The sequence below is a fragment of the Lottiidibacillus patelloidae genome (assembly GCF_002262935.1).
GTDB classification, from domain to species: Bacteria; Bacillota; Bacilli; order Bacillales; family SA5d-4; genus Lottiidibacillus; species Lottiidibacillus patelloidae.
The window spans coordinates 1-1,518 of the sequence record NZ_NPIA01000020.1; the positions used below are offsets into that span (position 1 = coordinate 1).

Annotated in this window: 9 tRNA genes and 3 rRNA genes; all 12 read right to left on the reverse strand. The window is 47.1% G+C overall.

The features are described 5' to 3' along the window. Positions 1 to 66, reverse strand: a 16S ribosomal RNA gene (locus CIB95_RS15920); the annotation flags it as partial. A 125-nt stretch (positions 67 to 191) separates the two neighbouring features. Continuing rightward, positions 192 to 267, reverse strand: a tRNA-Ala gene (locus CIB95_RS15925). A 19-nt stretch (positions 268 to 286) separates the two neighbouring features. Continuing rightward, a tRNA-Pro gene (locus tag CIB95_RS15930) sits at positions 287 to 363 on the reverse strand. A gap of 8 nt (positions 364 to 371) precedes the next feature. Then, positions 372 to 448 (reverse strand) — tRNA-Arg (locus CIB95_RS15935). 27 nt (positions 449 to 475) lie between these two features. Continuing rightward, positions 476 to 564: transfer RNA gene (locus tag CIB95_RS15940), tRNA-Leu, on the reverse strand. A gap of 12 nt (positions 565 to 576) precedes the next feature. Then, positions 577 to 651, reverse strand: a tRNA-Gly gene (locus CIB95_RS15945). Between the two features lie 58 nt (positions 652 to 709). After that, positions 710 to 794, reverse strand: a tRNA-Leu gene (locus CIB95_RS15950). Between the two features lie 18 nt (positions 795 to 812). After that, positions 813 to 888 (reverse strand) — tRNA-Lys (locus CIB95_RS15955). A gap of 10 nt (positions 889 to 898) precedes the next feature. After that, a tRNA-Thr gene (locus tag CIB95_RS15960) sits at positions 899 to 974 on the reverse strand. A 7-nt stretch (positions 975 to 981) separates the two neighbouring features. Then, positions 982 to 1,057: transfer RNA gene (locus CIB95_RS15965), tRNA-Val, on the reverse strand. Positions 1,058 to 1,066: 9 nt separating this feature from the next. Next, a 5S ribosomal RNA gene (gene rrf, locus CIB95_RS15970) occupies positions 1,067 to 1,183 on the reverse strand. A 236-nt stretch (positions 1,184 to 1,419) separates the two neighbouring features. Then, a 23S ribosomal RNA gene (locus CIB95_RS15975) occupies positions 1,420 to 1,518 on the reverse strand; the annotation flags it as partial.

Here is a 1,518-nt window from a genome sequence, read left to right on the forward strand (position 1 = left end):
CTCGACTTGCATGTATTAGGCACGCCGCCAGCGTTCGTCCTGAGCCAGGATCAAACTCTCCATAATAGTTTGTTTGATTGCTCATTTTCCATCTTTTTTTAAAGGTTGATGGAACCTTTTATCTAGAGTATAAACTCTAGGAATTACGATTGACTCGCTTGGCGTTTCGTTTAGTTTTCAAAGAACATCTTTGGTGGAGCCTAGCGGGATCGAACCGCTGACCTCCTGCGTGCAAGGCAGGCGCTCTCCCAGCTGAGCTAAGGCCCCAAATAATTATTAGATTTAATGGTCGGGAAGACAGGATTTGAACCTGCGACCCCCTGGTCCCAAACCAGGTGCTCTACCAAGCTGAGCCACTTCCCGATATAATATGGCGCGCCCGAGAGGAGTCGAACCCCTAACCTTTTGATCCGTAGTCAAACGCTCTATCCAATTGAGCTACGGGCGCATCATCATATTGTAATGTTTTAAAAAATGGTGCCGAGGGCCGGACTTGAACCGGCACGGTAGTCACCTACCGCAGGATTTTAAGTCCTGTGTGTCTGCCAATTCCACCACCCCGGCAAAAGTAAATCTTGGAGCGGAAGACGAGGTTCGAACTCGCGACCCCCACCTTGGCAAGGTGGTGTTCTACCACTGAACTACTTCCGCTTAATTAGGACTTTGTTACATTATTTAGTTGCTTTTCAATCACTTTGTTCATTATATATGGTGCGGGTGGAGGGACTTGAACCCCCACGCCATACGGCACTAGATCCTAAGTCTAGCGCGTCTGCCAATTCCGCCACACCCGCATATATAATTATTAAAAATGGTGAGCCATGAAGGACTCGAACCTTCGACCCTCTGATTAAAAGTCAGATGCTCTACCAACTGAGCTAATGGCTCTCAAAAATAGTGGTGCCGGCAAGAGGACTTGAACCCCCGACCTACTGATTACAAGTCAGTTGCTCTACCAACTGAGCTACACCGGCATAATAATGGTGGAGGATGACGGGATCGAACCGCCGACCCCCTGCTTGTAAGGCAGGTGCTCTCCCAGCTGAGCTAATCCTCCATTATTAATGCCTGGCAACGTCCTACTCTCACAGGGGGACAGCCCCCAACTACCATCGGCGCTGAAGAGCTTAACTTCCGTGTTCGGTATGGGAACGGGTGTGGCCTCTTCGCCATCATTACCAGACATATTTTTTTAAAGACAAGAAGTATTATAGCATGTACATTTTATTAATGCAACTATAATTTTCAGGAACATCGTTCCTTCAAAACTAGATAACGACAATCACATACATTTAATAGTCCAGCTGCGGCTCCTAGTTTCTCGAGGTCGCTTCACTCCATCAGTCGAAGTCTTTTGGACTTCTCATTCATGAGTTCCAGCGCTTGTCGAAACTATACAGTCGCCTCGCTTTTTATATTTTGGTTAAGTCCTCGATCGATTAGTATCTGTCAGCTTCACGTGTTACCACGCTTCCACACCAGACCTATCAACCTCATCATCTCTAAGGGATCTTACTT